Annotated in this window: 28 protein-coding genes and 1 pseudogene; 17 read left to right on the top strand and 12 right to left on the bottom strand. The window is 58.2% G+C overall.

Features of this window, described 5'->3' with window-relative positions; translation table 11 throughout:
• Positions 1 to 20 precede the first annotated feature (20 nt).
• The 4 genes from J5276_RS23740 to J5276_RS23725 form a co-directional block, all read right to left on the bottom strand.
• Entirely contained in the window at positions 21 to 1,016 is a 996-nt protein-coding gene (locus tag J5276_RS23740; RefSeq protein ID WP_174012444.1) for a hypothetical protein, read from the bottom strand.
• A gap of 150 nt (positions 1,017 to 1,166) precedes the next feature.
• Positions 1,167 to 2,492, bottom strand: a complete 1,326-nt coding sequence (locus tag J5276_RS23735) for a bifunctional diguanylate cyclase/phosphodiesterase (RefSeq protein WP_111796627.1) — start codon at positions 2,490 to 2,492, stop codon at positions 1,167 to 1,169.
• Between the two features lie 288 nt (positions 2,493 to 2,780).
• A complete protein-coding gene (locus J5276_RS23730; protein ID WP_111796628.1) occupies positions 2,781 to 3,806 on the bottom strand; it encodes a cyclopropane-fatty-acyl-phospholipid synthase family protein in 1,026 nt (341 codons plus the stop codon).
• Complete coding sequence (locus J5276_RS23725) at positions 3,803 to 4,591, bottom strand: DUF1295 domain-containing protein (protein WP_111796694.1); 789 nt, start codon at positions 4,589 to 4,591, stop codon at positions 3,803 to 3,805. The genes J5276_RS23730 and J5276_RS23725 overlap by 4 nt, the downstream gene beginning before the upstream one ends.
• A 192-nt stretch (positions 4,592 to 4,783) precedes the next feature.
• On the opposite strand from J5276_RS23725, the gene J5276_RS23720 reads away from it, so the two are divergent.
• The 7 genes from J5276_RS23720 (at position 4,784) to J5276_RS23690 (ending at position 10,435) form a co-directional block, all read left to right on the top strand.
• On the top strand, positions 4,784 to 6,157 hold the full coding sequence (locus tag J5276_RS23720; protein ID WP_111796629.1) for an NAD(P)/FAD-dependent oxidoreductase: 1,374 nt from the start codon (positions 4,784 to 4,786) through the stop codon (positions 6,155 to 6,157).
• The gene (locus J5276_RS23715; RefSeq protein WP_111796630.1) at positions 6,154 to 6,972 is read left to right on the top strand and encodes a DUF1365 domain-containing protein; all 819 of its coding nucleotides are present in this window, start codon (positions 6,154 to 6,156) and stop codon (positions 6,970 to 6,972) included. The genes J5276_RS23720 and J5276_RS23715 overlap by 4 nt, the downstream gene beginning before the upstream one ends.
• The gene (locus J5276_RS23710) at positions 6,959 to 8,191 is read left to right on the top strand and encodes a cyclopropane-fatty-acyl-phospholipid synthase family protein (RefSeq protein ID WP_174012443.1); all 1,233 of its coding nucleotides are present in this window, start codon (positions 6,959 to 6,961) and stop codon (positions 8,189 to 8,191) included. The genes J5276_RS23715 and J5276_RS23710 overlap by 14 nt, the downstream gene beginning before the upstream one ends.
• A gap of 30 nt (positions 8,192 to 8,221) precedes the next feature.
• A complete protein-coding gene (locus J5276_RS23705) occupies positions 8,222 to 8,599 on the top strand; it encodes a DUF2147 domain-containing protein (protein ID WP_019566744.1) in 378 nt (125 codons plus the stop codon).
• 20 nt (positions 8,600 to 8,619) lie between these two features.
• The gene (locus J5276_RS23700) at positions 8,620 to 9,051 is read left to right on the top strand and encodes a DUF2177 family protein (RefSeq protein ID WP_013761040.1); all 432 of its coding nucleotides are present in this window, start codon (positions 8,620 to 8,622) and stop codon (positions 9,049 to 9,051) included.
• Positions 9,052 to 9,182: 131 nt separating this feature from the next.
• A complete protein-coding gene (locus J5276_RS23695; protein WP_004431393.1) occupies positions 9,183 to 9,725 on the top strand; it encodes a sigma-70 family RNA polymerase sigma factor in 543 nt (180 codons plus the stop codon).
• Positions 9,722 to 10,435 carry an anti-sigma factor domain-containing protein gene (locus J5276_RS23690; protein ID WP_013761042.1) on the top strand — a complete coding sequence of 238 codons (714 nt, stop codon included), beginning with the start codon at positions 9,722 to 9,724 and terminating at the stop codon, positions 10,433 to 10,435. The genes J5276_RS23695 and J5276_RS23690 overlap by 4 nt, the downstream gene beginning before the upstream one ends.
• Before the next feature lie 45 nt (positions 10,436 to 10,480).
• On the opposite strand, the gene J5276_RS23685 is transcribed toward J5276_RS23690, so the two are convergent.
• The 3 genes from J5276_RS23685 to J5276_RS23675 form a co-directional block, all read right to left on the bottom strand.
• A complete protein-coding gene (locus J5276_RS23685) occupies positions 10,481 to 11,197 on the bottom strand; it encodes a DUF72 domain-containing protein (RefSeq protein ID WP_111796695.1) in 717 nt (238 codons plus the stop codon).
• Positions 11,198 to 11,262: 65 nt separating this feature from the next.
• On the bottom strand, positions 11,263 to 11,856 hold the full coding sequence (locus J5276_RS23680) for a general stress protein (protein ID WP_019566741.1): 594 nt from the start codon (positions 11,854 to 11,856) through the stop codon (positions 11,263 to 11,265).
• Positions 11,857 to 11,877: 21 nt separating this feature from the next.
• Positions 11,878 to 12,195: a PepSY domain-containing protein gene (locus tag J5276_RS23675; protein WP_111796632.1), complete on the bottom strand. Its 318-nt coding sequence runs from the start codon at positions 12,193 to 12,195 to the stop codon at positions 11,878 to 11,880.
• A 289-nt stretch (positions 12,196 to 12,484) separates the two neighbouring features.
• On the opposite strand from J5276_RS23675, the pseudogene J5276_RS30810 reads away from it, so the two are divergent.
• The 3 genes and pseudogenes from J5276_RS30810 to J5276_RS23665 form a co-directional block, all read left to right on the top strand.
• Positions 12,485 to 12,586: pseudogene (locus tag J5276_RS30810) on the top strand (DUF892 family protein); the annotation flags it as partial.
• A gap of 85 nt (positions 12,587 to 12,671) precedes the next feature.
• Positions 12,672 to 14,816, top strand: coding sequence for a catalase C (catE, locus tag J5276_RS23670; RefSeq protein WP_112154261.1), 2,145 nt, complete (start codon positions 12,672 to 12,674; stop codon positions 14,814 to 14,816).
• A 117-nt stretch (positions 14,817 to 14,933) separates the two neighbouring features.
• Entirely contained in the window at positions 14,934 to 15,743 is an 810-nt protein-coding gene (locus tag J5276_RS23665; protein WP_004431379.1) for a transglutaminase family protein, read from the top strand.
• 158 nt (positions 15,744 to 15,901) lie between these two features.
• Here J5276_RS23665 and J5276_RS23660 read toward each other — a convergent pair whose 3' ends face one another.
• From J5276_RS23660 to J5276_RS23650, 3 genes are all read right to left on the bottom strand, one after another.
• Positions 15,902 to 16,825, bottom strand: coding sequence for an SRPBCC family protein (locus J5276_RS23660; RefSeq protein WP_174012441.1), 924 nt, complete (start codon positions 16,823 to 16,825; stop codon positions 15,902 to 15,904).
• Positions 16,822 to 17,163 (bottom strand): helix-turn-helix transcriptional regulator, encoded by a 342-nt coding sequence (locus J5276_RS23655; RefSeq protein WP_019566735.1) that lies wholly within the window; start codon positions 17,161 to 17,163, stop codon positions 16,822 to 16,824. Before J5276_RS23655 ends, J5276_RS23660 begins: the two co-directional genes overlap by 4 nt.
• 132 nt (positions 17,164 to 17,295) lie before the next feature.
• A complete protein-coding gene (locus J5276_RS23650; protein WP_111796635.1) occupies positions 17,296 to 19,086 on the bottom strand; it encodes an ABC transporter ATP-binding protein in 1,791 nt (596 codons plus the stop codon).
• Between J5276_RS23650 and J5276_RS23645 the strand changes: the two genes are divergently transcribed.
• Positions 19,018 to 19,251, top strand: coding sequence for a hypothetical protein (locus J5276_RS23645; protein ID WP_162163082.1), 234 nt, complete (start codon positions 19,018 to 19,020; stop codon positions 19,249 to 19,251). The two genes, J5276_RS23650 and J5276_RS23645, sit on opposite strands and share 69 nt — an antisense overlap.
• 283 nt (positions 19,252 to 19,534) lie before the next feature.
• Here the strand turns inward: J5276_RS23645 and J5276_RS23640 are convergent, their stop codons facing one another.
• Positions 19,535 to 20,524, bottom strand: coding sequence for a tripartite tricarboxylate transporter substrate binding protein (locus J5276_RS23640; RefSeq protein WP_111796636.1), 990 nt, complete (start codon positions 20,522 to 20,524; stop codon positions 19,535 to 19,537).
• Positions 20,525 to 20,700: 176 nt separating this feature from the next.
• Here J5276_RS23640 and J5276_RS23635 point away from each other — a divergent pair, with 176 nt between their 5' ends.
• The 4 genes from J5276_RS23635 (at position 20,701) to J5276_RS23620 (ending at position 23,357) form a co-directional block, all read left to right on the top strand.
• A complete protein-coding gene (locus tag J5276_RS23635) occupies positions 20,701 to 22,179 on the top strand; it encodes a PAS domain S-box protein (RefSeq protein ID WP_111796637.1) in 1,479 nt (492 codons plus the stop codon).
• Positions 22,180 to 22,319: 140 nt separating this feature from the next.
• Positions 22,320 to 22,499 carry a CsbD family protein gene (locus J5276_RS23630; RefSeq protein WP_004431371.1) on the top strand — a complete coding sequence of 60 codons (180 nt, stop codon included), beginning with the start codon at positions 22,320 to 22,322 and terminating at the stop codon, positions 22,497 to 22,499.
• 31 nt (positions 22,500 to 22,530) lie between these two features.
• Positions 22,531 to 22,854, top strand: a complete 324-nt coding sequence (locus J5276_RS23625; RefSeq protein ID WP_004431370.1) for a BON domain-containing protein — start codon at positions 22,531 to 22,533, stop codon at positions 22,852 to 22,854.
• Positions 22,851 to 23,357, top strand: a complete 507-nt coding sequence (locus J5276_RS23620) for a DUF992 domain-containing protein (RefSeq protein ID WP_004431368.1) — start codon at positions 22,851 to 22,853, stop codon at positions 23,355 to 23,357. Before J5276_RS23625 ends, J5276_RS23620 begins: the two co-directional genes overlap by 4 nt.
• Before the next feature lie 82 nt (positions 23,358 to 23,439).
• On the opposite strand, the gene J5276_RS23615 is transcribed toward J5276_RS23620, so the two are convergent.
• Positions 23,440 to 23,988, bottom strand: coding sequence for a hypothetical protein (locus J5276_RS23615; RefSeq protein ID WP_111796638.1), 549 nt, complete (start codon positions 23,986 to 23,988; stop codon positions 23,440 to 23,442).
• A 135-nt stretch (positions 23,989 to 24,123) separates the two neighbouring features.
• Between J5276_RS23615 and J5276_RS23610 the strand changes: the two genes are divergently transcribed.
• Positions 24,124 to 24,786: a response regulator transcription factor gene (locus J5276_RS23610; RefSeq protein WP_065705589.1), complete on the top strand. Its 663-nt coding sequence runs from the start codon at positions 24,124 to 24,126 to the stop codon at positions 24,784 to 24,786.
• Positions 24,783 to 26,141, top strand: coding sequence for a HAMP domain-containing sensor histidine kinase (locus J5276_RS23605; protein ID WP_111796639.1), 1,359 nt, complete (start codon positions 24,783 to 24,785; stop codon positions 26,139 to 26,141). Before J5276_RS23610 ends, J5276_RS23605 begins: the two co-directional genes overlap by 4 nt.
• Positions 26,142 to 26,175 lie beyond the last annotated feature (34 nt).

Raw genomic sequence — 26,175 nt, 5'->3', positions numbered from 1 at the left:
GTAGCTTGTCCACCAGTGCGCTAGTCGGAAAGGGTGGCCAGAAGCTTTCCGCCTCTGTTCAGCACGCTTGACCGAGGCGACACCGGTTCAGAACCGGTGGACGCAGGAGATGGTGTTATCAACCATGCACCGGGATAATCAGTCCGGATGTGCCGGGGATTGAGGCGAATTCCACTGCCGGCTGCGAAGTGGAGCGCGCCCGCCGTTGCTTCCTTCGACAAAACCGCGCCTCGGATTTCATAGAGTTTTCTTTCGCCATCAAGGGCGAGCGTGACATCCTCAAGAGCGAAATCATCAATGCGGATAGCCTGGCCCGTGGGCGTGTCGAGAACCCACCTGTCGGAATCGATGAAACCGTCGGTATAAACATTGCCGGTGGAGGCACGCAGAAATGTGCCCTTCGGCAAGACAATGCCGTCGACGATGTTCCCGTCGGCAAGGACACATCGGCTGAAAGCGGATACATCCCCGTCAGCATCCAGGTCGAACTCCACCGGTTGTGCCGCATCGCAGCGCCAGCCGCTCTGCAGGGTCACGCCGTTGCCCGTCACCCGCATCGTCTCTGGAAAAAAGCCGACGGTCTCATAATTTCCGTTGGTTTTTATCGCGATATAGCGGGCGATCTCGACGGCATCGACATTCGCGACCCGCACGGGATAGGGGAAGACCGCGCGGTTGAAGGATTCCCTGGTGTCAGCCACGGCCAGTTCAAGTTTCGTGCCTTTGGGCATGTCGATCTGGCCAAGGCGCACCGGCTCCCCAAGCTCCGGGCGATAGCTAGACGCCATTTCCCTGTCATAGGCACGCATCTGGAGATAGAAATTACCGAACTGCCAAAGTGTAAAAATCGCAATGGCGGTCGCCAGACCATAGGGCAGCATCATCGGGCGCGCCCAGCGGCCTCCTGCGTATCGTGCAATCAACACCACTGTCCAGATACCCCAGACCAGTGTCGTGGCAAGAAAGAAGGCAAGCAAAAGCAGCGTTTCGACGGAGGGTAGTGCTACTGGGATCATGCGAACCAACGAAATGATGCGGATCGATTGCGATCCTGACGGGCAAGATAGCTCTACCCGACGAATGGTGCATTGTTCAACGGCCTGATCTGCCGGCAGGCACGCCACTGAATTCGATCCGGCTGCCTCAGCCTATTGCAAAACGTCCGGTCAGGACGATGGACGGGCGGCATATTGCTCGAATTCGACGAGGCTGGTCGGCCTCGCAAAAAGATAGCCCTGAAACAATCGGCAGCCGTAGGACAGCATCATCCGCAGCTCCGCCTCGGTCTCCACGCCTTCGGCCAGAACTTCCAGCGAAAGGTCGTGCCCCATCTGGACGATATTTCGCGTGATTGTCGCCATACGCCCGCTTTCGATCACCCCCGTCACGAAGCTGCGATCAATCTTGATCTGTTTGAGCGGCAATTGCCGCAGGTAGCTTAGTGAGGAGTAGCCAGTGCCGAAATCGTCGAGTGAAATCGTGAAGCCGGAACGATCAAGGAGCTTCATTTTCGCGATCGCTGCTTCTATGTCGAATAGGAAAACGCTCTCGGTCAGCTCCAGCTTTAGAAGCTGTGGCTTGATGCCCTGAGACGAGGCGGCATCAAGAAGCTGCCCGGAAAATCCCGCGTCGACGAAATGATCGGCAGTAATGTTGATAGACAAGGTGAGATTCTGGGTTGCCGGGTTCTCCTGCCATCTCGCAAGTGTCTTGCAGGCTTCGGCAATGACCCAAGCGCCGATTGTCGGCATGAAACCGGTTTGCTGCGCAAGCGCGATGAAATCGGCTGGCGGGATGTATCCCCGTTTCGGGTGGTTCCACCGCAACAGCGCCTCTGCGCCAAGCAGCGTGCCATCCGCGCGAACCTGCGCCTGATAGAAAAGTTCAAACTGGCCATTCGAAAGCGCGGAGCGCAGTTCCAGGGCTTTTTTTGTATGACTGCGAAACTGCGCCTGCATGGCGGCGACGCCGCCACACAGCATCAACGCTGCGAAAACGCTGTTGAACCAGGCGCTGATGCTGCGCACATCCTGCGGCATGGGAGTACTGAACGAAAACCGCGCGGCCGACGCGCAGAAATAAACAAAGGCCACGAGACTTGCCGCGATGACCAGAAACTGGGCGGCGGAACGCTGGCGTTGAAAATTCATGTAGCCGACGAAGATGATGACGAGCAGGTAGAGATGCGTCGTCCTCGGTATGGTATCGTCTGAGACATCGATAGCGACGGAATACCAGCAGACGAACAGGATACAGGCGCTCTGTGCCAGAATGAGTCCGAGGGAAAAGTGGCCCATCAGACAAGTTAGCCAGCACGGAACGATTGCAACCCCCAGAATGAGGAGGCTGAGCGCAATGCCCCATCTTTCCGTGAGAATGAAAAACACGAACCAGCCAGTCGCCAGCGCCACGCCCATCCAGGCTGCAACTCGACACAGGAGAAGAAGATGCTGCGAATATTCCTCTCGGTCTTTTGTTTTCTGAAAAGGCATGCTGACCCTTGGCTTGGACTACGGGGCGAGCCCGCTCCTTGATGCAAAAGCCGAACGGAAGCTAGACGAGGTCGCCGAACTTCGCAGATTTCAAAAAACGGGGTTAAGCAAACAGGAATGAAATCAACAAATTTTGCACGATCAAATCATGCAAAATCGATCATTTATCCCTTGTTCCCGCTTCTCGGGCGTCAGCGGCCTGCACCAACCAAAGAGACACCTTCGCCGCATCTCACCCAAGGGCGAAGCGGCGCCGGATTGGGTTCGCATGCGCGTGTTTGCAGCGATCTAGACGCGCGCCATGAGGTAGTGTCCAACGCCCCAGACCTTGCCGTCTTCGTGCCCGAAAAGACCTGCCGTCGCGAGGAAGAACAGTCTCCAACGACGTTCCCACAAGCGCGCATCGTTGCCATAGACCCTCTGCAGGATCGGTCGGATACGGTCGATCTCCCGGTCGAAATTTCCAAGCCAGTCGAGGGCCGTCCGGCGATAATGTGATCCCGACCAGCGCCACTCCTGTTCCACGGTGAAAAGCGCCGGGAAACGGTGAGGAAGATCGAAGGCAGGCATGATGCCGCCGGTGAAGAAATGCTGCGCGATCCAGTCTGCCCGGTTGCCATGGTCGAAACGATAGGATCGATCCCGGTGATTGAAGACGTGAAGGAAAAACTTGCCCTCGGGCGTCAGCCACGAGCGGACGCGTTCGAACAATGCCTGCCAGTTCGACATGTGCTCGAACATTTCCACCGATACGACACGGTCGAAACGCTCGTCAGTTGTGAAATCATTCATATCGGCGGTCACCACCGAGATGTTCGACAGGCCACGCTCATTTGCACGTTCGATTATATATTCGCGCTGCGAAGCCGAGTTCGAAACGGACGTAATCCGCGCATTAGGAAACCGGCCGGCCATATAAAGGGAGAGCGAACCCCAACCACAGCCGAGTTCGAGAATATTCATCCCGTCCTGCAATCGGGCATGGGAAACGGTCTCTTCCAGCGCCAATGTTTCAGCCTCATCCAGCGTTGTCTGAGCATTGGGATAAAAGCAGCAGGAATATTTTCTTTGCGCGCCAAGGACGATTGCAAAGAATTCAGCCGGCACCTCGTAGTGCTGCCTGTTCGCTTCGTCAGTGTGTGTGGCGACGGGAAATTTCGCCATATCAGACACAAAAGCGTTTTCTTCCGCCGCCGGAACGCCGGCAAGTCGCCGTTTGGTGCGCGCGCAGAGCATGTCGATGCCGGCAAGCGTCATACTGTCACTCAGCGGTGCGCGTTCGGCAGCGTTGATGGCGAATGCGAGCATGTTCATGGCGTGTCCTCATTCTTGCGTGGCCCCGGAAAGAAGGCGTTGACGCGGTTTTGCAGGGCGCGGAATTTCTCTCCGCGTGATTTCAGCATGTGTTCTTCGAGCGGGGGAATGCCGGAGACGTGGACGAGCAGCCAGTACATCATGGCTGGCGCAGCAAGCGACAGCCATGACCACGGCTGCGCATGGATGGCCAACAACGGAAAGCCGCACCAGAAAAGCCACTCGAAAAAGTAGTTGGGATGACGCGAGTAACGCCACAGACCAGTCTCGCAGACGCCGGTTTTGGCCTCCGGGGTTTTTCTGAACTGTGAAAGCTGTGCATCAGAGGTCGCTTCGCCGACAAGCGCACCAGCCGCGATGATCAACGCTATCAAATCGATAATGCTTGGAAATGGCAGAGGATTGCTGGCGGCAAGATAGACGGCGAGAACCAGCACAAAGGCGGCAACGGCCTGGATCTGGAGAAAGGCGAAAAGCCGCAACGAGGCATTGCTGCCCCATTCTTCTATAAGCTTCGCGTAACGTGGATCTTCGCCACCTCCCCTCGTCCGCATGCCGATGTGTCCCGCGAGCCGAAGCGACCACACCAATACGAGAAAGAGAACCGCTCCCCGGCGCCAGAGATCACCATCGGAAAACAAGACGGCAACCACTCCGCCGAGCCCGACACTCGCAGACCAGACGGTGTCGATCCAGCCACTCGAGCCTGTGTAACGCTGCAACGCCCAGGCTGCCGCCATCAGAAGCGACATCAGCACGGCAAGGGCCACCACAACAGACATCATCACCATTCCGCTCACTGTATTCGAAGGACTTCAGACCAAGTTTCCAGTGGCAACTACGGGCGAGACGGCAAAAGAGTTTCAAGCGCCTGACAAAATTCTGAAAAATTTGCGCGCCGCTGAAACTTATCGATCCGCTCCTTCGTATCTGTCGCAGGCCGTAAAACTGAATTGTGAATGCAATAGCGAGGAACCATGTTCGATACCGAAGCCAAAAGAAAAGACAGCCGGCGAAACATCGCCGTGATCGGAACAGGCATTTCCGGTCTGTCTGCGGCCTGGCTTTTGTCGAAACGGCATGATGTCACGGTTTTCGAGGCTGCGGACCGCGTCGGCGGCCACAGCAACACCGTGACGTTCAAAACTGAACAGGGTGTGGTGTCTGTCGATACGGGGTTCATCGTCTATAATGAGGTGACGTATCCCAATCTGACGGCACTTTTCAAAACGCTGGGAGTGACGACCGCGGCATCCGACATGTCCTTTGCCGTTTCACTGGATGATGGCGGTTTCGAATATTCCGGCGGCTCTGGCTTTGGCCTTTTGGCGCAAAAGAGAAATGCCGTTAGACCGCGCTTTTGGGCAATGCTTGCCGACCTCTTGCGCTTTTATCGCAATGCCCCGCGCGATCTGCCGATGATGGGCGACATGTCGCTCGATGAGTATCTTTCTCAAAACAACTATGGCGACGCCTTTCGCAACGATCATCTTTACCCGATGGCAGCAGCCATCTGGTCTACCCCGGCCATGGAAGTCGGCCGTTACCCGGCAGCACATTTCGTGAAGTTCTGCAGCAATCACGGCCTGCTGTTGCTGCGCAACCGGCCCGTCTGGCGCACCGTTGTCGGCGGCAGCCGGGAATATGTGAAACGCCTCACTGCGCCATTCGTCGATCGCATTCGGCTCTCGACACCCGTGACACGCATCCACCGCCTGGCGGACGGGGTCGAGATCGCCAACACTAACGGCGAATTCGAACGATTCGACGATGTGGTGATTGCCACACACGCAGATCAGGCGCTGGAGATGCTGACTGACGCGACCCAGGCAGAACGGCGCATTCTCGGCGCGTTTGGCTATACGAAAAACAGGGCGGTACTGCACACGGACAGCAGTTTCATGCCCCGCAGGCGCACCGCCTGGTCAAGCTGGAACTATGTGGCCGATACACGCATTGAAACGGGGCAGCCGAGCATCACCTACTGGATGAACAAGCTTCAGCCTCTGGGCGCAATCCCTGACACTTTCGTAACGCTGAACCCGACACGCGAACCGGAAAAGGGAAAAATCATCACCGAGGAAACCTACCACCATCCTGTTTTCGATGCCGGCACCGAGCAAATGAGGCAGGAACTGTGGGCGTTGCAGGGTTTGCGAAACACCTGGTTCTGCGGCGCCTATTTTGGCTCGGGTTTTCATGAAGACGGCATTCAGGCGGGGCTTGCCGTCGCCGAGGATCTGGGCGGCCTGTCGAGGCCCTGGAAGGTTACAGATGATAGCGGCCGGATCGTCCGTCTGAATTTGGCTTCGCGGAAAAGAACGATCAAACTCGTTGAGGCGATCCCATGACGCCTCATTTCTCCTCCGCCCTTTTTCCCGGACATGTCATGCATGCGCGCTTCAAGCCGAAAGCGCACCGGCTCGCCTATCGCATTTACTCGCTGCTTCTCGACCTTGATGAACTTGATGCGCTTGACCGTAAGCTGCGGCTGTTCTCCGTCGATCGTTTCAACCTGTTTTCCTTTCACCGCCGGGACCGCGGCGACGGGAGCAAGATGGAATTGCGCAACCAGATCGAGAACGCCATGAAGGCCGCAGGCATGACCGTCGATGGTGGTCCGATCCGTCTGCTCACCATGCCACGCATCCTTGGCTGGGCCTTCAATCCACTCAGCGTGTTTTTCTGCCACGGCCGGAACGGGTCTCTCAAAGCCATTCTATGGGAAGTCGACAACACGTTCGGCGAGCGGCATTCCTACCTTATCCCGGTGGAGACCGAGGGTGCGGCCGAGATCGTCCAGCGCTGCGACAAGGCCTTCTATGTCTCGCCCTTCATGGACATGGATCTCCGTTATGTATTCCGGGTCATTCCACCGGGCGACAAGCTGAAGATCGTTATCGATACATTTGATGATGAGGGGCCAGTCCTGACTGCGAGGCATCTGGCGCGGCGTGCCGAGCTGACCGATGGCGCGTTGCTGAAGGCTTTTGTCACCATCCCCTTTCTTACCCTCAAGGTTGTTGCCGGCATCCATTGGGAAGCACTTAAAATATGGCTCAAGGGTGTGCGGTTGAGAAAACGACCGCGTCCACCTTCTGCCCCTGTCTCCTTCATTCACCCATCACCATCGCAAATCGAGGCCAAACTTCATGACCCCGTTTGATAATCTCAACGAACTATCGCTGGAAAACACGCAGATGCGGCAACGCACCGGTCCCGAAGGCTGGCTCATGGCCAAGCTCTTGAACAACGTCTCCAAAGGCAGACTGCGCGTCATGCTGCCCGGTGGCGGCGTGATTGAGAAATCCGGGGAACATGAGGGCACCGAGGCGACGCTTGTTCTCCATCGCTGGCGCGCGCTACGGCGGCTCATCCTCAATGGCGACATCGGTTTTGCCGAGGGTTACATCGAAGACGATTGGTCCACACCGAATCTGACCGCCCTGATCCGTTTTGCGGCACAGAACAACGACGCTTTCGGGGGATCGACGCGCGGTAGCCTGCCCATGCGCCTCATCAATCGCCTTGGCCACCGGCTGAACGCCAATACAAAGCGCGGCAGCCGCCGCAACATCGAGGCCCATTACGATCTCGGCAACGAATTCTACCGGCAATGGCTCGATTCCTCGATGCTCTATTCGTCGGCGATTTTCGACGATACGACGCCGACGCTTGAGTCGGCCCAACTCAAAAAACTCAACCGCATCGTCGACAAACTGCAATTGAACGGCGGTGAGAGCGTATTGGAGATTGGCTGCGGCTGGGGCGCGCTTGCAATCCACCTCGCGACCCAGGCGGATGCCAACGTTACCGGCCTCACCCTTTCGCCCTCACAGTTGAATTGGGCAAAGGCGGCAGCGGAGAAAACCGACAAGGCTGAGCATATCGATCTCAGGCTCGAGGACTACCGCGATGTCGAAGGCAAGTTCGACCGCATCGTTTCCGTCGAGATGTTCGAAGCGGTCGGTGAGGCCTATTGGCCGAGCTATTTCGAAACACTGAAACGCTGCCTGAAACCCGGCGGGCGCGCGGTACTGCAAATCATCTCCATTGAACCTGCCCGGTTCGATAACTACCGGCGAAACGCGGACTTCATCCAGAAATACATCTTTCCGGGAGGCTTCCTGCCATCTGACGAAGCCCTTGAAAGAGCAATCGGCAGGGCGGGTCTGAGCCTCACCGATACCGAGCTTTTCGGCCAGTCCTATGCCCGCACGCTGGCGGAATGGCGCCAGCGTTTCCATGCGCGCTGGCAGACAATCTCGCTGCTGGGTTTCGATGACCGCTTCAGGCGGCTCTGGGATTATTACCTCTGCTACTGCGAAGCCGGCTTTACCGAGGGAACCATCAATGTTGGCTTCTACACGATCGAGCACAAATAAGAGGCGGGGCAACAACTGCGGAGAAAGACGATGAAAATCAATCCTTTGATAATCGCATCCGTCCTGGGTCCGATGCTTGCGGCCTCTGGTGCCGGAGCAGCCGACATCGACGGAAACTGGGCGCGCGGCGACGGCAACGCGAAAGTGCTGATCGCGCCCTGCGGCGACAATATATGCGCCACCAATACCTGGATCAAACCGGGCACGCCCGAGGAAAAGACCGGTGACCGGCTGATCATGACCATAAAGCCAGATGAAACAGGCGTCTATTCGGGCACTGCCTTCGATCCGCAACGCGACAAATCCTACAAGATAACCGTGACGGTTGATGGCAACAGCATGACCACCAAGGGCTGCATCGTCGCTGGTCTCCTGTGCAAAGGCATTACCTGGGCCCGCATCAACTAGACTCTGGAAAGGACAAACCGATGAAGACCTATATCTCAGCCTACTTCTTCACCCTCATCGCCTTTCTGGTGATCGACTTCATCTGGCTAAGCACCATGGCGTCGCGGCTTTATCGCCCGGCGATCGGCGATCTTCTGGCTGAGAACTTCCGGCTGGCCCCGGCGATCATCTTTTATCTCATCTACGCGGCAGGACTGACCTTTCTTGCGGTTCGTCCTGCCCTCATATCAGGCCAGTGGACGACCGCGTTGGTTTATGGTGCAGCCGTCGGCTTCATGGCCTATGCCACATATGATCTCACCAATCAGGCAACGTTGAAAAGCTGGTCCACGACATTGACCATCGCAGATCTTCTGTGGGGCACCTTCGTGTCCGCAGCCGCTGCCATCATCGGTTACATCGTCACCGTACGGCTGGTCGGTCCACTGCAAAATCCGGCAGGTGTGTTATGACAGTGACCATCCCTGCCGCCTGCTTCCACCCGGCCAATTTTTGGCCGGGAAGACGTGAACTTCATTTCGCGCATGCCTTGCCTTCCCACAAAGGACAACCCTATATAGGAGGCGCAAGAAGGGATGTTCGAATGCAGGGTACAGAGATAGCAACGCTCATAAACCGCGTCGGCATGGGCGACCGCTCGGCATTCGTTTCCCTCTATCAAGCCACCAGCCCGAAGCTTTATGCGATCTGCCTGAAAATCCTGCGTGACAGGACCGAAGCCGAAGAAGCGCTTCAGGAAGTCTATATCAAGATCTGGCAAAGAGCCCTCACATTTGCAGCAAGCGCCGGCACACCGTCGACGTGGCTCGCCGCAATCGCCCGCAACCATGCGATCGATACGATCAGGGCGCGCAAACCCGTGGGCGACGACATTGACGAAGCCTATGACCTTGCCGATGACAGCATCCGCAATCCGGAGCAGCAGGTCGTTCTGGCCGATGAGGGTCGCAGGATCGACAATTGCATGCAGGAACTTGAAACGGTTCATGCGCAGGCGGTGCGTCGTGCCTATATCGAAGGGCTGAGCTATATCGAACTCGCCAAAGAATTGCGGGTGCCACTCAACACGGTCAGAACCTGGCTGCGGCGAAGCCTTCTCAAACTCAGAGAGTGCATGCAGCGATGACCACGAGCGAAAACAGCGAGGGCATGCATTCGCGCGACGAAATCCTCGCTGGCGAATATGTGCTCGGCGTGCTGCCGTTTGAAAAGCGTCGTGAGGTCGAGCGGCGCATGCAGGACGACAGGGTCTTCGCGCAGCTGGTCCACCGTTGGGAAAGCGAATTTTCAGACTTCAACGTGGATTATGAAGAACAGGCGCCGAGTGCGGCCATTCTCGCCCGCATTGAAGAACGCCTGTTCGGCAGCAAGACCAGCAACGCCAATGGCAGCCTGTGGAGTTCCGCATCCTTCTGGCGATGGATATCGGTCGTCACGAGCGCGACTGCCGTTGCGGCAATCGTTTACGCCGCATTTCCCGAAAAATGGCAGGGCACAGCTCCGCTGGTAGCCGAACTTTCGACAACGGACAGCCAGGTCAACCTGCTTGCATCCTATGATGCAGAGACCGGCAGGATGCACATTATACCGGTTGCGACCGGCAAGGCCGATGAGAAATCACTGGAACTGTGGCTCGTGATGGATGGCGGCAAGACCCGTTCGCTCGGTGTCTTCCAGCCCGGAACGAATGGCGATCTCATTATCCCGGCGGATATGCGTAACAACATTTCGGAAGGCACGACCTTCGCGATCAGCGTGGAACCCTTCGGTGGCTCACCAACTGGTCAGGCAACCGGCCCTGTTATCGCGATCGGCACCGCACGAAGGCAGCTTTAAGGCGTCACGCCTTCATGCGCTTTTGCCAACTGCTGAAACATGATTTCAGTCTGCGCACCGTCTAGTGGTTGCGCAATAGTCGAGCATTGCCAGCGCGTTCTTTATTGCGGCACCGGAGGCCGTATTGTCGAAAACGCACCAGGATTCGGCGGAAAGGCGTTTTCTAAACGAGAGGATTTCGGCGGCGCTGTAGTCGGAATAATAAATCCGGGGAGCGCCGTGCAGCCGGACATATTTGGGCGGCTCGGAGAAATCACTGGCCGGCCAGACCGGTGCAGGATTGGCCAGCACACGATCAATGGCATAGCGTTGCAGAACCTCTTGCGCTGAATGCGTAGCCCAACTTGTGTGACGCGGTTCGAGTACGAGCATGCCGGAAAAGGTCTGACGCATAGCGTCTAACGCGGCCTCCGCGTCGGAGACATCAAATGTGAGATTGGGTGGCAACTGGCACAATAAGGGTCCAAGCTTGCCATCCAGCGCCGCAAGTTCCCCAACAAATGCCTTGAAGACTTGTCCGATTTCCCGCAACCGGCGCTCATGCGTGATCTCGCGCGGCAGCTTCACGGCGAAGCGGAAGTCATCGGGCACCGAATTTGCCCAACGCTCGAACGTCGTTGGCCGGTGGTGGCGATAAAAGGTGGAGTTGATCTCGACGCCGTTGAATACGGCAGCATATCGGCTAAGCCCACTTCCCGTTTCGGGAAAACGGTGCGCCACAGTCTTGGGGATCGACCATCCAGCTGTTGCAATGACCGGCACTTTCACCTGCCCCGAGGCTATCAAAGAGAAGGCCGGCACATGCCGACCTTCCCTGTTTCTAACGCTTAGCGTCTGTAACGCAGACGTTCCTGTTCTATTTCAGTGGGCTCATAAGGATCGAGCGTGTCGTCAAACCGTGACCAACCGTCTTCGGCATAGGCCGCGCGCCGCTTGTCCGGATCAACCCAGTTGGACTGGCGCAGGACTTCTTCGGCGTCCGTGTAAAGGCTGTCCTCGACCTTCGCGGTCACGAGCGTGCCACCCCGGCGAACGCCTTCTGCGTAAACATGGGCATGGTCTTCAGAAACGCCGGCGTCCGTCAGCGCGCCGATAAGGCCGCCGGCGGCACCGCCTGCAACTGCACCGGCAACAGCGCCTGCAGCCGTCGCAGCAAGCCAGCCTGCCGCAACCACCGGTCCGACGCCGGGAATTGCCATGATGCCAAGGCCTGTCAACAGGCCGCCAACACCACCGACAGCAGCGCCGATGCCGGCACCCGTGCCTGCGCCTTCAGCAGCTTTTGAATCATTGCCATGGCGTTCGTCTGCATTGTTGGAAACAATGCTGATATCTTTAGACGGGACGCCGCGTTGTTCCAGTGCAGTAACGGCGGCGCTGGCATCGGAGTAGTCGTCGAAAAGTCCGGTAACGGTCTTCATAGGATTCTCCCAAAGATTGAATTAGTTAGCGACAATATTGCCCTGATAGTCGAGCGCCACGTTTACAGACTTGCCGTCCTTCGAGGCCTTGGCCTGCCACACGCCCTTGTCGTTGAGCGTAAGACCGGTCACTTCGGCATATCCGGCGTCCATAAGGCGTTTATTCGCCTGTTCCTCGGTAAAGCTGTTTGCGCCTTCCACAGGCGCAGTCGCATTCTTGGTGTCTGGCGTAGCGACGGCAGGCTTGCTGCCATCGGTGGCTGGAGCGGTGGACGTCTGAGCGAAGGCGCCAAGGGTCGACGCGCCGAGAAGCGCGGCGGCTAAAAGAAGCTTTTTCATGATTTTTCCTCGTTGTAGCCTTCAGTGCAGGCTCGACAGGGAAACAACATGTCGGGCCTCATGGTTCCGCCAATCTGAAAATAGAATTTGCAGACCTTGCAGTTCCATCATCGTCGAAACGCCACAGAACTATCTCTGCCGGATGAGGAACGTCCGCCTATTCAACCGGTTACTGGCATCGCTGCGATGCCACCGCAGACCGGAGTGTGAATTCTTTTCCGGGAGCAGGAACATCGTCTCCACTCAGGGGTTGTCCAGTTACATCATTCAAAGTTGATCGGATTCCCACATGCCTGCGGAAACTACATTGCATGACCTGTTCCTCGATACGCTCAAGGACATCTGTCTCGCCGAACAACAAGTGCTGAAGGCTCTGCCGAGGACCGTGCGGGGACCCTTCCAAGCTTAGGCCGCCTTTTAGGGCGGCTTTTTCATTTCCGGGTCGGATAGGCCCCTTCCAATTCAGGAGCCACACCATGGCCAAGACCACCTCCACATCACCAAGCGACAAGACCGAAACCGTGACGATCCATGACCAGAAGCTGGAGCGCGGTGCTGGCGGCGAGCTGCATCAGACAGCCGAAAACGACGCGCCGGTGCTGACGACCGCTCAAGGGGGGCCGGTCGCGGACGACCAGAATTCTCTAAGGGTCGGGCCGCGCGGGCCGCTCGTCGTTGATGATTTCCATTTCCGCGAAAAGATCTTTCATTTCGACCATGAGCGTATTCCCGAGCGCGTCGTGCATGCGCGCGGTTACGGCGCGCATGGCTTCTTCGAGACCTACGAGTCCTTCTCCGCATACACAAAGGCGGATTTCCTGCAGCGCGCCGGGGAAAAGACACCAGCCTTCGTCCGTTTCTCGACGGTTGCGGGCAACAAGGGCTCAGCTGACCTTGCGCGCGACGTGCGCGGTTTCGCAGTGAAGCTCTATACACAGGAAGGCAACTGGGATCTCGTCGGCAATAATATTCCTGTCTTCTTTATTCAGGACGCCATCAAGTTTCCCGACCTGATCCACGCCGCCAAGCAGGAACCTGACCGGGCTTTTCCGCAGGCGCAGACGGCCCATGATAATTTCTGGGACTTCATCAGCCTGACGCCGGAAAGCATGCACATGGTCATGTGGGCCATGTCGGATCGTACGATACCGCGGTCTTTCCGCTTTATGGAGGGTTTCGGCGTTCATACCTTCCGTCTGGTCAATGCCAAGGATGAATCGACCTTCGTCAAGTTCCACTGGAAGCCGAAGCTCGGGCTTCAATCGGTCGCCTGGAACGAGGCGGTCAAGATCAATGGCGCCGATCCCGATTTCCATCGCCGCGATCTGTGGCAGGCGATCCAGTCCGGCAACTTCCCGGAATGGGAATTGCAGGTGCAGCTCTTCGATCAGGAGTTTGCCGACAGCTTCGATTTCGATGTGCTCGATCCGACAAAGATCATCCCCGAGGAAATCCTGAAGCCGCAGCCGGTCGGACGACTGGTGCTCGACCGTATGCCCGACAACTTCTTTGCCGAGACCGAGCAGGTTGCGTTCATGACGCAGAACGTGCCGCCGGGTATCGACTTCAGCAATGATCCGCTGTTGCAGGGTCGCAACTTTTCCTATCTCGACACCCAGCTGAAACGCCTTGGCGGGCCAAACTTCACCCATCTGCCGATCAATGCACCGAAGTGTCCCTTCGCGCATTTCCAGCAGGATGGCCACATGGCCATGCGCAATCCTGTTGGCAGGGTGAATTACCAGCCGAACTCGTTCGGTGAAGGCCCGAGAGAGTCGCCGAGCCGGGGCTATCGTCATTTTCCGGCAGAAGAACAGGGGATCAAGGCGCGGCTGCGCCCCGAGAGCTTTGCCGACCACTACAGCCAGGCACGGCAATTCTACATCAGCCAGACCCCGCCAGAACAGCGTCATATCGCGGCAGCCCTGACATTTGAACTGAGCAAGGTGGAAACAGCCGTGATCCGCGAACGCATGGTGTCGCATCTCTTGAACATCGACGAAACGCTGGCAAACACTGTCGCGCAGAAGCTAGGTTTCAAGTCTATGCCGAAGCCGGCGGATGCCGCCATGCCGACACGTCAGGATCTGGAACCCTCGCCGGCGCTCAGCATCGTTGAGCGTGGTCCGAAACGCTTCGAAGGCCGCAAGCTTGGTATACTCGTCACCGACGGTGTCGATCCTAAATTGCTGAACGGCCTGATGTCGGCGATTACCAAGGAAAAAGCCGTCTGCGAATTGATAGCCCCGAAGGTCGGTGGCGTCACCGCCTCAGACGGGAGCTGGTTTGCGGCCCATCACATGATCGACGGCGGGCCATCGGTTCTCTTCGATGCAGTTGCACTGTTGACTTCTGCCGAGGGGATAGACGATCTGGTCAACGAGGCGACGGCGCGTGACTTCGTGGCCGACGCTTTCCAGCACTGCAAGTTCATAGGTTACGACCAGTCGGCGCTGCCATTGCTGGAAAAGGCCGGTATCGCAGGCGATCTTGACGAGGGCACGATTATCCTCCCAGGTGAGGAAGGCCTCGCTGGCTTCGTGTCGAACCTTGGCAAGCTGCGTGTTTGGGGACGGGAACCTTCCGTAAAACTCGGCAAGGCGTCACCGCCAGTAAAGTGAAATCACAGGCGGGCGCGGCTACAATGCCGCGCCTTGATGATGCATGATCGCCCGCCCGAGGGCGTGAAATCGTTTCAGCGTGAACAACATCAAGATGGCTCATAAAGGATGTACTGAATGAAGATTCGCGCCGGGTTCGATATTGCTTATGAATGCGAGAATGAGACGGCAATGCTGCTTGTTCTCAATCTCCACCCCAGCCGGCGCGCAGACCTGCTCACCGAACAGGTGCTGACCTTCGACAGGCCAATCGAGGCCTGGGGTTATATGGATATCTTCGGGAACGCCTGCAGCCGCATAACCGCACCGCCAGGTGTGACGACGATCTCGACGCGGTTCGACATATATGACGGCGGCCTGCCAGATCCCGTTCCTGAAAACGCTTTCCAGCACGATATCAAGGATTTACCAGACGATGTTCTAGTATTTCTGCTGGGCAGCCGTTACTGCGATACCGACCGCCTGGCGGACTTCGCCTGGAAAAACTTCTCGGCAACACCGCTCGGCTGGCCCCGTGTGCAGGCGATCCTCGATTTTGTGCATTCCCATATTGTCTTCAACTACGAGAAAGCCGATCCGCTCAGGACCGCATATGGCGGCTTCATCGACCGGACCGGGGTTTGCCGCGATTTCGCACATCTTGCGATCACACTCTGCCGTTGCATGAATATCCCCGCTCGCTATTGCACCGGCTATCTCGGTGATATCGGCGTGCCGAAAGACCCCAACCCGATGGATTTCAGCGCCTGGTTCGAAGTCTATCTCAGCGGCCGCTGGTATACGGTCGATGCCCGTCACAACAGGCCTCGCATCGGACGCATCTTGATGGCGACAGGACGAGATGCGACCGACGTCGCCCTGTCCACCGCCTTCGGGCCGGCTATCCTGAAGCGGTTCGAAGTCATTACGGAAGAACTGGCCGGATAGCGACGGGTAGCGTCAAGACGCTCAGGTCTCGCTCAACCTAGACCGACGCGACCTGAATGACCTCGGGAGCGGAGCCGTGTGTCGACTTGTTCTTACGGTGAAAGGCGATGAATTCATCGGTTGGAAGCGGCCCCTGTTGAAGTTCAGTCCCGGTGCGATTACGATGCGAAAACAAAGCGTTCCAGTTTGCCGAGCGTCTGCTGACCCAGTTCGATAGCCCCAAAACCCTTCGCGTCCTGGAACTCGGCTTCCGTGCTGAACACCATGCCGAGCACGTCCTTCGTCGCGCCGTCCTGATCCTCGAACGAAGCCCAGGCGTCGGCATGTTTCGGCCCGTTTTCGCCCCAGAGCAGCGTGTAGCCGATCCTCTCCTCAGGCCTGACCTCGATATATCGATGATGGTTCGGGAAGACAGTGCCGTCAGGTCCGATCATGTCGAACACCCACTCGCCGCCGGTTCGCAGATCGATCCTCTTCGTGCGACACGAAAACCCTTCCGGTCCCCACCATTGCGGCAGCGTCTCGGAATTCATCCAGGCCTTCCAGACGATGTTGCGCGGCGCCCTTATCGTTCGCTCCAGCACCATTGTTCGTCTGGCCACCTCGGCCAGATTGTTAAGACCGGCACCGAAGCCCTGCCGGTAACCCGCCTGCATATCCGCAGCCAATGAGGAAAGCTGCACGGTTACGACAACGCGACTGCCCTGCTCCGTCGCCGAAAAATCAGCGGTCACCAGCGCCGCAGACTGCGTCACGTCACCGGACGACACCACCTCGTAATTGACGCTGCGCAAGGCTGGCTGCAATTCCAGCCACCCGCATTCGCAGCGAATATCCGGCTGCCCATCGACCTTGCAGAGCGAAACTTCGCGTCCGCCAACTCTGGTATCGGCTTCCAGAAACTCCACGGTCACGGCGGGCGTGGGCGCTGCCCAGACAGCCCGCGCGGCAGGCGACGTCCACACTTGCCAGAGGACCGACAATGGAACAGCGACCACCCTTTCGAAGCTCAGTGTTGCAAAGCGGCCATCGCCAAGATGGGGTTCAGCACGGGTGCCGTCCTGATTGAGTTTCGACATCATTCCGTGCGCTCCTTCGCAGCCTGCATTGCAAATGCCTCCAACCGGTCGAGCCGGCTCTCCCAAATGGCCCGCTGTTCATCAAGCCAGGTTCGCACCGGCTCCAGAGCCTCGGGCACGATAGCGCAGGTGCGCACCCGCCCATCCTTTGAGGTGCGGATAAGCCCCGCCTCCTCCAGTACCGAAAGATGCCGCATCACAGTCGGCAGACGCAGCCCCGTGGGAGCGGACAATTCCATGACGCGGGCAGGCCCTTGCGCGAGCTTCGTCAGAACAGACCGGCGCGTCGGATCGGCCAGAGCCTGAAAGATCAGCGATAGTTCGGGCGAATGCTTAGTCATATTGCTAACTATCATGTAGTACGGCTCTAACGCAAGGGAAACTTCGTCGATTAGCTAAGTGTTTGACTGTGAGCATTTGTTGGCCGCCGCGCAAAAGAAAAACGCCGGAGCATTGCCCCGGCGTTTCATTTTTTAAGCCACCAGACCCTTGGTCAGTTCCAGCGCCTGCCGCTCGAATAGCCGGCGATAGATGCCGTCGTTCAGACGGATCAGCGCCTGGTGGTCGCCCTCTTCGACAATCTTGCCCTTGTCGAACACCAGCAGACGGTCAAGCGCCCGCACGGTGGAAAGCCGGTGCGCAATGACCAGCGTGGTGCGGCCATCCATCAGGCGTTCCATGGCCTCCTGGATCTGCACTTCGCTTTCGCTGTCGAGGCTCGATGTCGCCTCGTCCAGAATCAGCACCGGTGCATCTGCGAGGAAGGCACGGGCAATGGCGACACGCTGCCGCTCCCCGCCAGACAATTTCACGCCGCGCTCACCCACCATCGTCTCATAGCCCTTGGGAAGGGACTTGATGAAGTCATGGGCGCTTGCCTGCCTCGCCGCCTGCTCGATCTCACGCCGCGAGGCGCTCGGCCGGCCATAGGCGATGTTTTCCGCCAGCGTGCGGTGGAACAGGATGGGTTCCTGCTGCACGATGGCGATCTGGCTGCGCAGGTTTGCCTGCCTGGCCTTGGCGATGTCCTGGCCGTCAATGCGGATCGAGCCGGAATTCACATCGTAAAGCCGCTGGATAAGCTTGACGAATGTCGTCTTTCCCGACCCCGAATGCCCGACCAGCCCCACACGCTCACCCGACCTGATGGTGACTGAAAAGTCCTCATAGAGCGGGCTGGGATGCGCGCCATATTGAAAAGTGACGTTGTCAAAAACGATTTCGCCCTTCTCTATCCTGATCGGCCTGGCATCCGGCCTGTCTTCGACACCCAAAGGCATCTTGTCGAGCAACACCAACTCTTCCATGTCGTTGACGGCGCGTTGCAGGTTACGGATGTGTTGACCGACATCACGCAGATAGCCCTGCAGGACGAAGAACATCGCCAGCACGAAGGTGATGTCGCCCGGCGTCGCCAGTCCCTGCTGCCACATGACAAGGCCTGTTCCCAGAATACCGGCCTGCATGGACACCATCATGAAGCCCTGGATCGTGCCGTTCAGCGTGCCGCGTTTCCATGTCCTTCGCGTACGGTTGTCCCATTTGGCCAGCACATGGCGCAACCGCGCCTCTTCGCGAGTCTCGGCGCCAAAAGCTTTCACCACCGAATTGCAGCTGACGGCATCTGCCAGCGCGCCACCAAGCTTGGTATCCCAGGCGTTTGCAAGTCTTGCCGCCGGCGATACAAAGCCCATGGAGAGCACCACGGTGACGCCGACATAGATCAGCGACCCCGTGCCCACGATTAAGCCCATGATCGGCCAGTAACTGCCCAGTACGATGGTGGCGCCCACCAGCATGACGATGGAGGGCAACAGGGCGATAAGAAGCACGTCATTGAGTGAATCAAGCGCCCACATGCCACGCGTGATCTTTCGAACCGTTGAACCGGCAAAGCTGTTGGCGTGCCAGTCGGTTGAGAACCGCTGCACCCGGTAGAAACCGTTATTCGCCACATCCGCCATGGTTTTCAGCGTCAGCCTGATGATGCCGTTAAACACGAACCAGCGCAGGACTACGCTGGTCAAGCCCAGCGCCACGACGACGACAAAGGCGCGCAGCGCCCGGTCAGCCCCGTTGCCGCCGGCAATGGCATCGACGATCTGGCCGGAGAAAACCGGCACCATGACTTCGGCCAGCGTGCTGGCAATCACCAGCACAACAATAAAGCCCACCAATGCCCGCCGGTGGGTCCAATGGTGGAAAACAAAGCCGAGCACATGGCGATAGGCATCGGCGCGGAAATCGAGCTTCTTGCGAGACATTTTAACCAGCACGGCGCCATGCGTTCGGCAACCGGTCCTCAAAAACGGAAGTTGGATGGCACAGCCCGGGCGGAAAACAAAATGATCCCGTCAGATCAATCGGGCTATGAAGGAAAACAAAACCGCATGTGGGGCGCGCTCGGGGCGGGCCACGAATGGAAATGACCTAGTGTCGGTTCATTCCACGCGGGAGGAACTTGATGAATGATGATGTCATGCAACGCCTCCCTATGTTCGATCTGACGCGGTGAGAAATTTGTACCTGAGCTGTTCGCCGTTGCCAACCGGGTAATTGCAACCTTATGGCAAGTGATGCGAAAACGACACATCAGCTGGTGTGACGGCAACGAACGTGGCCGATGCCAATGAAAGCTTCGGCCACGTTTTTTTTGCGTAGTGGCGCTTCCCGCCGCACCCAGGCTCCGGTGCGCGGCGAGAACATATCTGGTCAATCCATCTGGACGTTTGCGTTCTTGACGACCGGTTCCCACTTGGCGATTTCGGCCGCAACGTGGCTTTTCAGCTCATCGGGCGAAGAGCCGACGATCTTGGCGCTGAATTCGGCCATGCGGGCCGCCACACCCGGATCGGCAAGCGCTTTCTTGGCCGCCGCATTCAGTGTGTCCACCACATCGGCCGGCGTGCCGGCAGGCGCAAACAGCGCGTTCCACGTGTAGGTTTCATAACCGGGTACGGTTTCGGCAATGGTCGGCAGATTCGGGAATGATGACGCCCGCTCGGCAGTCGTTACGCCAAGCGCCCGCAATGTGCCGGATTTTATGTGGCCGGACGACGACGGCAGATTGTCGAACATGATCGAAATCTGGTTGCCGAGAAGATCGTTGAGCGCGGGGCCGGCACCTTTATAGGGAACGTGCTGCATGCTCACACCGGTCATGCTCTTGAACAATTCCCCTGAAAGATGCAGCGGCGTGCCATTGCCGGACGAGGCATAGGCATATTTGTCGGGTTCGGCTTTCAGAAGCGCGATCAATTCCGCGACGCTGTTGACGTTCAGCTTCGGATTGACAACAAGCACATTGGGAACCACGACCAGAAGCGAGACCGGGGCAAAATCCTTTTGCGGATCGTAAGGCTTTGTCTTGAGAATGAGCGGGTTCAAGGCATGGGTAGCAACGGTGCCCATCAGGATCGTGTAACCGTCAGGCTCTGCGCGTGCGACACGGTCGGCACCGAGATTACCGCCTGCACCGGCAACATTTTCAACGACGATCTGGTGACCAAGCTCATCACCCATTTTCTGTGCGATGACGCGCGCAACCACATCGGTTGAGCCACCTGCCGCAAAGGGAACGACCAGCGTAATCGTTCGATCAGGAAAACCCTGCGCGCTCGCCGTCAGTCCCATCATGCAAAAAGAAGCAGCCGTAGCCGCAAGTTTCAACACCATACGCCGTTTCAAAGACCGGTAATTCATGAACCCTCCTGTAGAATGGCCTCCCCGCCATCAGCGCATAGTAGCTCAAATGGACTTGAGAGCAAGCAACCGGCATCGCAAACCATGCGCGAAGGCCATGCGACACGCCTACCCTGCAACGCTTGGCGGAACCGCGCGTTATAGCGGGCACAAAGCATTGAAATACCGGGGGCAACATGGACGACAACGTAAACATTCCCAAGATCAACCGGCTCGTGTTGCAAAACCTCATAGCTGGCCTCAGCGACGGGTTGATCCTGCTCGAAAACGACGGAACGATAGCCTGGGCCAACAAGGCCGCCCTTCAGATGCACCGTATAGAAGCGATGCCTGAGCTTGGGGAGGATGCCGCTGCCTATCGGCGAAATTTCACGCTTCGATACCGCAACAACCACCTGCTCGACGAGGGGCAATATCCGCTTGAACGGCTTCTGGCGGGCGAGACCTTCGAAGATGTGACGGTAGAGATATCGCCAAGCGGCGATGAAGCGGAATGCTGGGTCCACACGGTGCGCGGGCTCGTTCTTGAAGATGCTGGCGCAAAACCGGATGTTCTGGTCCTGATCATCCGGGACGAAACGCCGCGTTTCGAGGCGGAGGCGCGCTTCGAGAGCGCCTTCAATGCCAATCCGGCGCCGGGACTGATATGCCGGCTGGAGGACAAGCGTTTCATCCGCGTCAATCAGGGTTTCCTTGAGATGACCGGGTTCAGCCGTGAAGAGATCATCGGCATCAGTGTCGAGGAACTCGGACTGTTTTCCGAGTGCGATACAGGCGAGGACGCCCTGAAAAAGCTGGAGGATGGCCGGCTCATCCGTCAGCGCGAGGCGCTCATTCCCATCCCCGGCGGCGACAGGCTGGTTATCGTGGCCGGCGAAACGATCGCCGTTGCCGAAGAACCCTGCATGCTGTTCACCTTCGCCGATCTGGACGGCCGCCGCAAAGCCCAGAACGCCCTGCGACAGAGCGAGGAGCGCTTCTTCAAGTCCTTTCGCCTGTCGCCTGTCCCGGCAGCGATTTCGAGGCTGGACGACTTCGTGCTGATGGAAGTCAATGACGCTTTTCTGGTCCTGTGCGGACGCAACGAGGCCGAAGTCGTGGGCAAGACGGCCAGCGAATTGCGGCTGTGGGAGGACGCGGGCGCGCGCCGCGATCTCGAAAAGCGGCTGAAGGACAACATCCCCATCCGCGATGAGAACATGCGCATGAATCTTTCCGGTGGCGGTTTGGCCGAATGCATCGTTTCCGCCGAACGCGCCGAGATCAACGATCAGCTCTGTGTCATCTGGGCGATACAGGACGTGACTGAGCGGCGTAGAACCGAGAACGAACTGATTGAAGCGATCGAAAGCGTCATGACCGATACATCGTGGTTCAGCCGGACGGTTGTCGAGCGGCTGGCGGGGCTGCGGCAGAACTCCCGCGGCACAACGTCTTCAGCCTCCCTCAAGGATCTCACCGAGCGCGAGGAGCAAATCCTGTCACTGATCTGCGATGGATGCAGCGACAAGGAAATGAGCGACAGGCTGAACCTGTCCAAGCATACGATCCGCAACCATATCGCCTCACTCTACGGCAAGATCGGTGTCAACCGCCGCACCGCCGCCGTGATCTGGGCACGCGAGCGCGGTTTTACCGGCCATAGGGAAAAATAACCGCAGCCGAACGCGAAAATAGGTCAGTTTGTACCAGTTCAACTAGTAGCTATTGCTCTGCAAACTGTGATTTTTCCGAACTACCTTACCATCATGCCGCTACCAACAGCGGCACCCTCTAACGATGGAAGGAGTTCGTCATGGACAATAACCGTATCGAAGGTATCGCCCGTCAAGCCAAGGGCACCATCAAGGAAGCAGCCGGCAAGATCACCGGCAACGACAAGCTTCAGGCAGAAGGCAAGGCCGAGAAACTGGCTGGCCAGGCGCAGGAGAAGCTCGGACAGGCAAAGGACGCCGTCAACAAAGTTCTCAAGTGAACCATCTATGTTCAAGGCAGGAGGTTTCACGATGATGCTCTCGTGCGATGCAAACCAGGTGTCAAGCTGCGATCCCCAGGAGATCAGCCTGTGCGCCGCGTTGCAAGCCGTGATCGCCTATGCGGACGGGCAGGAAAAAAGCTCGATCTCCGTCACCTCCGTGGAGGGCCGTATCGTGCTCTCCGGCGAGGTGGAAACACTCTCTGCCTTCGAACATGCGGTCATCATCGCAGAATGTTTCGCGTCGCGGCCCATCATCGCCGATCTGGCGATACGGCAGCGGCCTTGCACCTATCTGGAGACGCCGTCCCGGCGCATCCATCTAGCGAATAACAACAGGAGTGAAAAACAATGAAGACATTCGTTCTCGCAACCGCGATTGCAACCCTGGCCCTTGCCCCGATTGCTTCAGCCGAAACGAAGCACAATGCAAAGCGCCCCATGGAAACCGCGCAGAAGGAACGCGTCGGCACCCTGTCGTGCGAAATTGCCGGCGGCGTCGGCCTTGTGGTCGGCTCCAGCAAGAGCGTGGCCTGCGAGTTTCGCCAGCGCTCCGGCAAGACCGAGCGTTATACCGGCACGATCGGCAAGCTCGGTCTCGATATCGGCGTAACCGGCAAGACCTATATGAGCTGGATCGTGCTGAACACCGCAGCCAGCCGCGTGGGTGACGGTGCGTTGAGCGGCAACTATGTTGGTGCCTCCGCTGCCGCATCGGTCGGCGTGGGCTTGGGCGCCAATGCACTGATCGGCGGCAATGCCAAGAACTTCGCGCTTCAGCCGCTCAGCGCCGAAGTCGGCACCGGCGTTAACATCGCTGCGGGTGTCTCGCGTCTGCAGTTGAAGCGTGCGGGCTAAACCTTAAAAAAACCGGCGGCGCGGGCTCGGGACGGTTATCGTCTTCGAGCCCGCGCCGTCTGGCGCAGATCAGGCCCCAATATCAGGGTTTGGGGTGAGGCATCATCTCGCCCATCGGGCCGTCGCCTTTTGGCCCGCGCATCATATCCTCTTTAGGACCATGATGCGGCGGACGGCCTGCCGGTCCAAGTGCCTCGATAGTGCCATCCTGACGGACGACATAGCTTGCCCGCAGGACACCCCTGTCGAAACGGCCCTGAACGCTGACCGCTTCATCGACAGTCACGACCTTCCCATTATCGCCCTCGGGGCCGGTATCGATGAGTGCGCGGCCGCTATCATCCTGAACGATGAACTTGTTGCCGAAAATCTCGGCGACCTTGCCCTTCAGGGTCACGAGATTTCCTTCCTTGACGGTGGAAATGGCAACGGGTGTCATCGGCGCCATCTCGGGTGTCGGGCGTGTCAGCTTCACCGCACCGGCTCCGGCAGCGGCTCCAACGGCCAGCATGGCAACGGCCGCAAAGGCGAACGCGGCGGTTTTACGGCGATGTTTCCGGTGCGGCGGCACGGGAGTGTCAGAAGTGGCCTTCGGTGCTGCGATTTCGTTATTCTCTTCAGAGTGGGACATGATGGTCTCCTGTTTGATTGACAGGGCCTTTTTACCTGCCAGGCACCACCAGCAGCCTGAACCTTGTGGTTCAGGTTGAGTTAAGCCTTCCGGGCCTAGTTAAAACACCGCCCACGAAACCGAAACGGCAGGACCATGCGCATACTTCTCGTTGAAGACGATACCGATCTTTCCCGGCGCATCGCAGCCAGCCTGCGGGCGGAAAATTTTGTCGTCGACATCGCGCAGAATGGCGAGGATGCCGAACATGCCGGGCTTACCGAACTTTACGACGTGGCCGTTCTCGATCTGGGATTACCGAAAATCGATGGCGTATCGGTTCTGAAATCATGGCGGTCGGCGCAGCGGAACCTGCCCGTACTCGTTTTGACCGCGCGTGACGGATGGCCGGACAAGGTGGCGAGTTTCAAAGCTGGAGCAGACGATTTTCTCACCAAGCCGTTCAAGGTAGAAGAACTGGTGCTGCGGCTGCGTGCACTCGTTCGCCGCGCCACCGGCCACGCCGCCTCCGCCATCACCTGCGGTTCGCTCATCTTCGATGCGCAGCTCGGAACCTTCGAACAGGACGGCTTGCCGTTGAAGCTGACCGCGCTGGAGTGGCGGGTCCTCTCCTGCCTCATCCTGCGCAAGGAAGTGGTGGTCGACCGCCGCGAACTCATCGAACGGGTCTATGAGGGCGATGCGGAAGTGGATTCCAATTCCATCGAAGTGATCATTGCCCGCCTGCGGCGCAAGATCGGTGCCGGGCATATAGAGACCGTTCGCGGGCGCGGTTACATGCTGAAGGCAGAGCCATGAGGGAATTTTCGGCCATTCCGGGTTCGTCGATCTCGCGCCGCCTCACGGTTTTTTCCGTGGTTTTCGTCACCGCGACCGTGATCGTCGCCTCCATCATACTCTATCTCATCGTTGCCGCCGTGGTGCGTGAACAGATCGACCAACGGCTCGACACGCAGATAGAGGGATTGCGGAGCGCGCTCTCCGGCAGCGCAAGCGGCGGCGTGACACTCAACGCCGCGCTGGACGGCCCGCCATTCGACAGGCGCGGCTCCGGCTGGTACTGGCAGATCACCGGCGAGGGCGTAGCTATCGTCTCTCGGTCGCTCGCGGGGCAAACCATAACCAACCCGCCCTCCCCGTTCGAATGGCGCAAAATGATGGGCCACGGCCCTCGTCCCGGCGCGAATGCCGATTTTCACGGCGAGAAGCTCTATCTCAGATCCATTCAAACCATGGTCGGACAGCGCCTCGTCGAAATCACTGCCACTGCGCCGCAATTCGCGCTGGTTGCACCCGCCCGCAGCGCGCTTCTGTGGTTGATACCTGCCATGACCCTCTTGGGCGCGAGCCTCGTCGGCGGTATTTTCCTGCAGGTCAGATATGGTCTGCGACCACTGCGGCAACTCACCGCCGATATTTCCTCGATTGCGGCAGGCACACTCGACAGGTTGCCGGAGGCGGATGTCGAGGAACTGCGTCCAGCCTCGGGCGAAATCAACCGTCTCGTGGAGCAGAATAGCGAGAGGCTTGCGGAAACACGTCTGCACTTTGCAAATCTCGCCCATGGTCTGAAAACCCCTGTGACAAGCCTCTACCTTGCGCTCAACGAAACCAACGACCCGGATCGCGAAATGCGTGCGCTTGTGGACAGGATCGACCAGCGCATCCGCCACCATCTGGCAAGAGCCCGCAAGACCGCAGCAGGCGGCACGGCCACGGTGACCGCCCTCAAACCGAGGATAGACGATATCGTTGATATCATGTCGCGTATTCATGCCGACCGGGGGATTGTCGCTACAGTCGATGTGGACCCCGAGTTTCTATTGCAGGTCACGCCTGAGGATCTGGACGAGATCGTTGGCAATATCATCGACAACGCATTCAAATGGGCCAAAAGCGCGGTTTGTATTTCCGCGAAAAAGACCGGACGCGACGTTTGGATCGTGATCTCGGACGATGGACAGGGCATCGAGGATGCCCGCATTTCCGAGGCTTTCCAGCCGGGCAGACGCATGGACGAGACCGTTCCGGGTGACGGCTTCGGTCTTACCATCGTCAAGGAACTTGTCGAGCTTCATGGCGGCAGCATCAGGCTGGAGCGCGGCGAAAATGGCGGACTTACCTGTTCGCTGACCCTGCCGGCAGGATCTTGAGGAAAGCCCGCCTTTCCCTTTGTTGACCCTGCTG

This window comes from Agrobacterium sp. S7/73 (assembly GCF_019355535.1).
Classification (GTDB): Bacteria; Pseudomonadota; Alphaproteobacteria; order Rhizobiales; family Rhizobiaceae; genus Agrobacterium; species Agrobacterium tumefaciens.
This window is presented reverse-complemented; position numbering and strand designations above follow the sequence as displayed.

Coding starts and splice junctions, on each gene's coding strand:
- J5276_RS23740 (WP_174012444.1), bottom strand. CDS start 1,016: ATGATCCCAGTAGCACTACCCTCCGTCGAAACGCTGCTTTTGCTTGCC.
- J5276_RS23735 (WP_111796627.1), bottom strand. CDS start 2,492: ATGCCTTTTCAGAAAACAAAAGACCGAGAGGAATATTCGCAGCATCTT.
- J5276_RS23730 (WP_111796628.1), bottom strand. CDS start 3,806: ATGAACATGCTCGCATTCGCCATCAACGCTGCCGAACGCGCACCGCTG.
- J5276_RS23725 (WP_111796694.1), bottom strand. CDS start 4,591: ATGATGTCTGTTGTGGTGGCCCTTGCCGTGCTGATGTCGCTTCTGATG.
- J5276_RS23720 (WP_111796629.1), top strand. CDS start 4,784: ATGTTCGATACCGAAGCCAAAAGAAAAGACAGCCGGCGAAACATCGCC.
- J5276_RS23715 (WP_111796630.1), top strand. CDS start 6,154: ATGACGCCTCATTTCTCCTCCGCCCTTTTTCCCGGACATGTCATGCAT.
- J5276_RS23710 (WP_174012443.1), top strand. CDS start 6,959: ATGACCCCGTTTGATAATCTCAACGAACTATCGCTGGAAAACACGCAG.
- J5276_RS23705 (WP_019566744.1), top strand. CDS start 8,222: ATGAAAATCAATCCTTTGATAATCGCATCCGTCCTGGGTCCGATGCTT.
- J5276_RS23700 (WP_013761040.1), top strand. CDS start 8,620: ATGAAGACCTATATCTCAGCCTACTTCTTCACCCTCATCGCCTTTCTG.
- J5276_RS23695 (WP_004431393.1), top strand. CDS start 9,183: ATGCAGGGTACAGAGATAGCAACGCTCATAAACCGCGTCGGCATGGGC.
- J5276_RS23690 (WP_013761042.1), top strand. CDS start 9,722: ATGACCACGAGCGAAAACAGCGAGGGCATGCATTCGCGCGACGAAATC.
- J5276_RS23680 (WP_019566741.1), bottom strand. CDS start 11,856: ATGAAGACCGTTACCGGACTTTTCGACGACTACTCCGATGCCAGCGCC.
- J5276_RS23675 (WP_111796632.1), bottom strand. CDS start 12,195: ATGAAAAAGCTTCTTTTAGCCGCCGCGCTTCTCGGCGCGTCGACCCTT.
- catE (WP_112154261.1), top strand. CDS start 12,672: ATGGCCAAGACCACCTCCACATCACCAAGCGACAAGACCGAAACCGTG.
- J5276_RS23665 (WP_004431379.1), top strand. CDS start 14,934: ATGAAGATTCGCGCCGGGTTCGATATTGCTTATGAATGCGAGAATGAG.
- J5276_RS23660 (WP_174012441.1), bottom strand. CDS start 16,825: ATGATGTCGAAACTCAATCAGGACGGCACCCGTGCTGAACCCCATCTT.
- J5276_RS23655 (WP_019566735.1), bottom strand. CDS start 17,163: ATGACTAAGCATTCGCCCGAACTATCGCTGATCTTTCAGGCTCTGGCC.
- J5276_RS23645 (WP_162163082.1), top strand. CDS start 19,018: ATGGTGGAAAACAAAGCCGAGCACATGGCGATAGGCATCGGCGCGGAA.
- J5276_RS23650 (WP_111796635.1), bottom strand. CDS start 19,086: ATGTCTCGCAAGAAGCTCGATTTCCGCGCCGATGCCTATCGCCATGTG.
- J5276_RS23640 (WP_111796636.1), bottom strand. CDS start 20,524: ATGAATTACCGGTCTTTGAAACGGCGTATGGTGTTGAAACTTGCGGCT.
- J5276_RS23635 (WP_111796637.1), top strand. CDS start 20,701: ATGGACGACAACGTAAACATTCCCAAGATCAACCGGCTCGTGTTGCAA.
- J5276_RS23630 (WP_004431371.1), top strand. CDS start 22,320: ATGGACAATAACCGTATCGAAGGTATCGCCCGTCAAGCCAAGGGCACC.
- J5276_RS23625 (WP_004431370.1), top strand. CDS start 22,531: ATGATGCTCTCGTGCGATGCAAACCAGGTGTCAAGCTGCGATCCCCAG.
- J5276_RS23620 (WP_004431368.1), top strand. CDS start 22,851: ATGAAGACATTCGTTCTCGCAACCGCGATTGCAACCCTGGCCCTTGCC.
- J5276_RS23615 (WP_111796638.1), bottom strand. CDS start 23,988: ATGTCCCACTCTGAAGAGAATAACGAAATCGCAGCACCGAAGGCCACT.
- J5276_RS23610 (WP_065705589.1), top strand. CDS start 24,124: ATGCGCATACTTCTCGTTGAAGACGATACCGATCTTTCCCGGCGCATC.
- J5276_RS23605 (WP_111796639.1), top strand. CDS start 24,783: ATGAGGGAATTTTCGGCCATTCCGGGTTCGTCGATCTCGCGCCGCCTC.